The organism is Nocardioides sambongensis (genome assembly GCF_006494815.1).
Classification (GTDB): domain Bacteria; phylum Actinomycetota; class Actinomycetes; order Propionibacteriales; family Nocardioidaceae; genus Nocardioides; species Nocardioides sambongensis.
In genome coordinates this window covers 1,503,279-1,510,000 of the sequence record NZ_CP041091.1, presented here as the reverse complement: position 1 = coordinate 1,510,000, position 6,722 = coordinate 1,503,279, and the positions used below count along the sequence as shown (strand labels likewise).

The following is a 6,722-nucleotide window of genomic DNA, read 5'->3' as shown; positions in this document are numbered from 1 at the left end:
TGAGAAACCCGTGCGCCGAATGATCAAGGGTTCCAGGGTCAAGCTAATCTGCCCTGGGTAAGTCGGGACCTAAGGCGAGGCCGACAGGCGTAGTCGATGGACAACGGGTTGATATTCCCGTACCGGCGAAGTGGCGCCCATGATGAGCCCGGTGATGCTAACCACCCGAAGCGCAGTTGATTGATCCCTTCGGGGTGAGACGGTTGTGTGGAGCGTGGGACCCGATCCGGTAGTAGTCAAGCGATGGGGTGACGCAGGAAGGTAGCCCAACCACGCCGATGGTTGTGCGTGGGTAAGCATGTAGGGCGGGATCTAGGCAAATCCGGATTCCTGGCTTTGATGCCGAGCTTGAGATGTGATGCCGACCCCGTAGGGGGGAAGTGGGTGATCCTATGCTGTCGAGAAAAACCTCTAGCGAGCCATGAGCCGCCCGTACCCCAAACCGACTCAGGTGATCAGGTAGAGAATACCAAGGCGATCGAGACAACCATGGTTAAGGAACTCGGCAAAATGCCCCCGTAACTTCGGGAGAAGGGGGGCCCGGATCGTGATCGGACTTGCTCCGGGAGCGTGAAGGGCCGCAGAGACCAGGCCCAAGCGACTGTTTACTAAAAACACAGGTCCGTGCGAAGTTGTAAGACGATGTATACGGACTGACTCCTGCCCGGTGCTGGAAGGTTAAGAGGACGGGTTAGAGCCTTTCGGGGTTCGAAGCTCAGAATTTAAGCCCCAGTAAACGGCGGTGGTAACTATAACCATCCTAAGGTAGCGAAATTCCTTGTCGGGTAAGTTCCGACCTGCACGAATGGAGTAACGACTTGGGCGCTGTCTCAACCATGGACTCGGCGAAATTGCACTACGAGTAAAGATGCTCGTTACGCGCGGCAGGACGGAAAGACCCCGGGACCTTTACTATAGTTTGGCATTGGTGTTTGGTTCGGCTTGTGTAGGATAGGTGGGAGACTGTGAAGCTCGTCCGCCAGGATGGGTGGAGTCATCGTTGAAATACCACTCTGGTCGTACTAGATGTCTAACCTAGGGCCATGATCTGGTTCAGGGACAGTGCCTGATGGGTAGTTTAACTGGGGCGGTTGCCTCCCAAAATGTAACGGAGGCGCTCAAAGGTTCCCTCAGCCTGGTTGGCAATCAGGTTTTGAGTGTAAGTGCACAAGGGAGCTTGACTGTGAGACAGACATGTCGAGCAGGGACGAAAGTCGGAACTAGTGATCCGGCCACTCCTCGTGGAAGGGTGGTCGCTCAACGGATAAAAGGTACCCCGGGGATAACAGGCTGATCTTCCCCAAGAGTCCATATCGACGGGATGGTTTGGCACCTCGATGTCGGCTCGTCGCATCCTGGGGCTGGAGTAGGTCCCAAGGGTTGGGCTGTTCGCCCATTAAAGCGGCACGCGAGCTGGGTTTAGAACGTCGTGAGACAGTTCGGTCCCTATCCGCCGCGCGCGTTGGAAACTTGAGAAAGGCTGTCCCTAGTACGAGAGGACCGGGATGGACGAACCTCTGGTGTGCCAGTTGTACCGCCAGGTGCAGGGCTGGTTGGCTACGTTCGGAAGTGATAACCGCTGAACGCATCTAAGCGGGAAGCACGTTTCAAGATGAGGTTTCCTACCCCCTTTGAGGGGATAAGGCCCCAAAAGATGATTGGGTTGATAGGCCGGAGGTGTACAGCAGTAATGCCCAGCCGACCGGTACTAATAGGCCGAAAGCTTGCCACAACAAATCCCCAACACACCCAACAAACAAAGACTGTCTGTTTGTTTGGGACATGAAATGGGACACCGCGCAAGACAACAACACTCGCGTCCACACGATCACCAGATCACCAGATCATGGTGATGGTGAATCAGATCGTGGAGAATCAACAGACCACCCCACCCCCCAACCCCACACCCGGCGGCACACACCCCGCGGGCACCAGGGACACAAGCGGGGGGAGTGATGGGGTAACAGAGTTACGGCGGCCATAGCGGCAGGGAAACACCCGGTCCCATACCGAACCCGGAAGTTAAGCCTGCCAGCGCCGATGGTACTGCAACCGAGAGGCTGTGGGAGAGTAGGACGCCGCCGGACAAACATTGAGCAGCGTGGGTCGCGTCCGCCGACGCGCCGCTGCAGACTAGGGGCCACCTTCGGGTGGCCTCTAGTCTATTTACACCACTTCGTCATACGAGAAGAGAGATGGTCGTGGCTGACCAAGGTTCCCGCCGTAACGGCGGCCGTCCGGGACGACCGGACTCCAAGTCATCGAACAAGTCGCGCTCCGGCGCTGGCGCCGGACGGGGTCGTCCCAGCGGCGGCAAGCCTCGCTCGAACGGCCCGCGTCCGGACCGGGACGAGCGCGGACCCCGGACGAAGGACCAGGCGGTCTACGACGGTCCGCCGCTGCCGGAGGAGATCACCGGCAAGGAGCTCTCCGCGGACGTTCGGGCCCAGCTCAAGGGTCTGCCGGAGAAGCTTGCCGCGCGGGTGGCACGCCACCTGGCCGCGGCCGGCGCGTTGATCGACGACGAGCCGGAGACGGCGTACCAGCACGCGCTCGCGGCGCGGGCGCGCGCCTCGCGTCTGGCTGTCGTGCGTGAGGCAGCGGGGGAGACCGCCTACGCGGCAGGTCACTACGCCGAGGCGCTCGCCGAGCTGCGTGCTGCGAAGCGGATGAACGGCGCGACCGCGTACCTGCCGATCATGGCGGACTGCCACCGTGCGCTGGGCAACGCCACGCGCGCGCTGGAGTTGGCCAAGAACCCGTCCGTCGCCAAGTTCGAGGCTCCCGCCAAGGCGGAGATGACGATCGTCGAAGCCGGTGCCCGGCGCGACCTCGGCCAGCTCGATGCTGCACTGCGCACTCTCGAGCTCGCCCCGCTGAACAACAAGTCCCGGGACGCCTGGGTGGTGCGGCTGCGCTACGCCTATGCCGACACGCTCGAGGCGGCCGGACGTGAGCAGGACGCGCTGACCTGGTTCCACCGGACGCACGCCATCGACGGCGAGGAGATCACCGACGCCGCAGATCGTGCCGCGGCGCTGGAGAACCGCACGCCCTGATCAGCTGCCGGCGGGGATCAGGGTGACCCGGGCGCCGGCATGTCCCGCCGGATGGGTGCCCCAGCGGAGGTCCTCGCGGAACCCGATCCTGATCCGGTCGACCTCGGCGATCGCCGCCTCGTCCCCGTTGACCTCCACCACGATCGAGTCGCCGGTGCTCAGCTCGGCGCCTTCGGGGTCCTCCAACGTGGTGCAGAACTGCCGTGGTGCGGTGGTCACGCCCACCGTGCCGCCCTGGCACAGCCAGGGGGTCACGGTCACCGGCGCGCTGGCGGTCGCGCTGACCTTCACGCCGTCCAGATGGAGGGTGCGCTCGAAGCCGTCGGGCGCGCTGAACATGCCGACATAGAGAGACTGACCGCTGACGCCGCTGGCGATGACCTCCCGGTCGTCGGTGGGGAGCTCGGTCGGCGTGAGGACGTACCAGGTCACCCAGCCGGCCACGACGGTCACGGCGAGCACGGCCGCCAGGACCTTCCGCCATCGCTGCCGACGAGCAGGTCGTCGCAGGTGAGGCGGTGCGAGTCCGTCGATCCTCGAGTCCGGCTCGGTCGGGGTGGCGCTGGGTCCGCCGCTCATGCTCGAAGGGTAGGACACGCCGAGCCCGGACGTGCGCCCGTGTCAGACTCCTGGGCATGCTGATGGGGGCTCGCGGGCGGACCTCGCCGATCACAGCCCTGGAGCGGCCCACCCTGGAGGGCAGCGTCGCGGTGCGCGACGGCCGGCGCCTGAGCTTTGCCGAGTACGGCTCGGCTCGGGGTCCAGCCCTGGTGTGGATGCACGGCACCCCCGGCGGCCGGCGACAGATCCCCTTGGAGGCGCGCGCCTACGCGCTGGAGGCGGGCTTCCGGATCGTCGCAGTCGACCGCCCCGGGATCGGTACGTCGACACCCCACCTCTACTCGAGCATCGCGGACTGGGTCGGCGACCTGGAACGGCTGCTGGACGCCGTGGGCGTGGACCGGGCGCGGGTGATCGGGCTCTCCGGCGGCGGTCCCTATGCTCTGGCTGCCGGTGCGCTGCTGGCCGACCGTGTGCCCGGAGTGGCGGTGCTCGGCGGCGTCGCGCCGACGCTGGGCGTGGACGCTGTCGACGGTGGACCGATCCGCCTGGCTGTGCGTCTGGCGCCCCTGCTGGAGGCCGGCCGGGTGCCGATCGGTGCGGCTCTCACCGGGACGATCCGCGCCGTGAAGCCCTTGGCCGGCGCCGCCCTCGACCTCTACGCCGCGGTGCAGCCGGCTGGCGACAAGAACCTGCTGGCCCGCCCGGAGTTCAAGGCGATGTTCCTCGACGACCTGTTGAACGGTGCTCGGTTCCAGACCTCGGCGCCCCTGGCCGACCTGGTTCTCTTCACCCGTGAGTGGGGGTTCGACCTGGCCGACGTCGCGGTGCCGGTGCGCTGGTGGCACGGGGACGAGGACCACATCGTGCCGTTCCGCCACGGGCAACACGTCGTGGATCGGCTTCCCGACGCCACGATGTCGACCATCGACGGGGAGAGCCACCTGGGTGGCCTGGGCATCGTCCGCGGTGTCCTCGACGAGGTCCTCTCCATCGGAGCCACCGACTGACCTCGCGGGTGGTCGGCGCGGTGCGGTTCGGCTAGCCTTCGGGTTCGGCGTGTGAGCGCCGAAACACTGGTTTCCTCCCGCCACATGCGTCACAATGGGGGCACAACTCCACACGCGTCACGCCGGTCCGTCCGTCGTCGTCGCTCCGTGAGATCGCTGGGGAAGGCGTAACTCACGCCGGAGTGATGGCAGACCGAGGAGATCTGTGGTGACCAACAACAACAGTGCTACCCGCGGCGTTTTCTACGTCCATTCGGCACCGTCCGCGTTGTGCCCGCACATCGAGTGGGCCGTGGGCGGTGTGCTCGGCATCGCCGTCAACCCGGACTGGACGCCCCAACCCGCACAGGCCGGTACCTACCGCTGCGAGTTCTCCTGGACCGGCAGCGCGGGTTCTGCTGCCTCGATGGCGTCCGCCCTGCGCGGTTGGAACCATGTCCGGTTCGAGGTCACCGAGGAGCCGACCGCTGTCACCGAGGGTGCCCGGTTCTCCTACACCCCCGAGCTCGGCATCTTCCACGCCGTCACCGGACTGCACGGCGACATCATGATCCCCGAGGACCGGCTCAAGGCGAGCGCGGTCCGGGCCGCGATGGGGGAGACCACGCTCGAGAACGAGATCGACAAGCTGCTCGGCAAGCCGTGGGACGACGAGCTGGAGACCTTCCGTCACGCGGGTGACGGCGCCCCGGTGCGCTGGCTGCACCAGGTGGTCTGAGACCAGCACGACGCCGCACAACCACCGGACACCACACAAGAGGGCCCGGCTCGGAGCAGACGCTCCGAGCCGGGCCCTCTTGGTCGTTCCAGGATCAATCCATGTTGCCGAAGGCGACAGCGACATTGGCGCCGCCGAAACCGAACGAGTTGTTGAGCGCCACGATGTCGCCGACGGGCAGGTCGCGCGGCTTCGTCGCGATGTCCAGGTCGACCGCCGGGTCCTTCTCGTCCAGGTTGATCGTCGGCGGGGACTGCCGGTGGTGCAGGGCGAGCACACTGGCGACGCCCTCCAGGGCGCCGGCGCCACCCAGCAGGTGCCCGGTCATGGACTTGGTGCTGGTCACCACCACCTGGTCGGCCGCAGCACCGAGCACCGCATGCAGCATGAGGGACTCCGCGACGTCGCCCTGCGGCGTCGACGTGGCGTGCGCGTTGACGTGCGCGACCGAGGCGGGGTCGATGTCGCCGTCGACGAGGGCTCGCCGGATGGCCCGGGTACCGCCGCGGCCCTCGGGGTCGGGCTGCGCGATGTCGTGGGCGTCGGCGGTGATGCCGGAGCCGAGCACCTCGGCGTAGATCCGCGCACCGCGGGCACGTGCGTGCTCCTCGGACTCCAGGATCAGCACGCCGGCACCCTCGCCGAGCACGAAGCCGTCCCGGCCCGTGTCCCAGGGACGGGACACCGTCGCGGGGTCCCCGTCGTTCTTCGACAGCGCCATCATGTTCGAGAACGCGGCCATCGGCAGCGGGTGGATCGCGGCCTCGGTGCCGCCCACCACGACGAGGTCGGCCCGACCGAGGCGGATCTGGTCGGTGCCGAGGGCGATCGCCTCGTTGCCCGACGCGCACGCGGAGACCGGGGTGTTGACCGCGGCGCGGGCGCCGAACTGGAGGCTCAGCGTGGCGGCCGGGGCATTCGCCATCAGCATCGGAACGGCGAGCGGAGAGACCCGGCGCGGGCCCTTGGCCAGCATCGCGTCGTAGTTGGTCAGCAGCGTCTGGACCCCGCCGATGCCCGACGCCATCGCGACACCGATCCGGTCACCGTCGAGCTCGCCGTCGGCGAGCGGCTGCTCGAGGCCGGCGTCCGCCCAGGCCTCGAGCGCCGCCACCAGTGCGAGCTGGGACGAGCGGTCGAGTCGGCGGGCGCGCACCCGCTCCAGAACATCGGTCGGCTCCACGGCGGCAGGCGCCGCGACGTGAACGGCCAGGTCACCGGCCCACTCCGCCGCCCAAGGGATGTCGGCGAGACGCTTGACGCCGGAGCGCCCGGCGATCATCGCCTCCCAGGTGGTGGCGGTGTCGCCACCCAGCGGGTTGGTGGTGCCCAGGCCGGTCACCACGACACGTGTTCGACTCATGCTCGACCTCT

Annotated in this window: 5 protein-coding genes and 2 rRNA genes (1 of these 7 only partly in view); 5 read left to right on the top strand and 2 right to left on the bottom strand. The window is 66.6% G+C overall.

Annotation, left to right across the window (positions count from 1 at the left end; translation table 11 throughout):
• From FIV43_RS07055 to FIV43_RS07045, 3 genes are all read left to right on the top strand, one after another.
• Nucleotides 1-1,732, top strand: a 23S ribosomal RNA gene (locus tag FIV43_RS07055); it begins 1,424 nt to the left of the window's first position.
• A gap of 238 nt (nt 1,733-1,970) precedes the next feature.
• Nucleotides 1,971-2,087, top strand: a 5S ribosomal RNA gene (rrf, locus tag FIV43_RS07050).
• 114 nt (nt 2,088-2,201) lie between these two features.
• On the top strand, nt 2,202-3,059 hold the full coding sequence (locus FIV43_RS07045; RefSeq protein ID WP_141013555.1) for a tetratricopeptide repeat protein: 858 nt from the start codon (nt 2,202-2,204) through the stop codon (nt 3,057-3,059).
• On the opposite strand, the gene FIV43_RS07040 is transcribed toward FIV43_RS07045, so the two are convergent.
• On the bottom strand, nt 3,060-3,638 hold the full coding sequence (locus FIV43_RS07040; protein ID WP_141013554.1) for a hypothetical protein: 579 nt from the start codon (nt 3,636-3,638) through the stop codon (nt 3,060-3,062).
• A 56-nt stretch (nt 3,639-3,694) separates the two neighbouring features.
• Between FIV43_RS07040 and FIV43_RS07035 the strand changes: the two genes are divergently transcribed.
• Together FIV43_RS07035 and FIV43_RS07030 are read left to right on the top strand one after the other, a co-directional pair.
• Nucleotides 3,695-4,630 (top strand): alpha/beta fold hydrolase, encoded by a 936-nt coding sequence (locus tag FIV43_RS07035; protein ID WP_231123801.1) that lies wholly within the window; start codon nt 3,695-3,697, stop codon nt 4,628-4,630.
• A gap of 208 nt (nt 4,631-4,838) precedes the next feature.
• The gene (locus FIV43_RS07030) at nt 4,839-5,348 is read left to right on the top strand and encodes a DUF3145 domain-containing protein (RefSeq protein ID WP_141013553.1); all 510 of its coding nucleotides are present in this window, start codon (nt 4,839-4,841) and stop codon (nt 5,346-5,348) included.
• 94 nt (nt 5,349-5,442) lie between these two features.
• On the opposite strand, the gene FIV43_RS07025 is transcribed toward FIV43_RS07030, so the two are convergent.
• A complete protein-coding gene (locus FIV43_RS07025; RefSeq protein ID WP_141013552.1) occupies nt 5,443-6,711 on the bottom strand; it encodes a beta-ketoacyl-[acyl-carrier-protein] synthase family protein in 1,269 nt (422 codons plus the stop codon).
• Between the last annotated feature and the right edge of the window lie 11 nt (nt 6,712-6,722).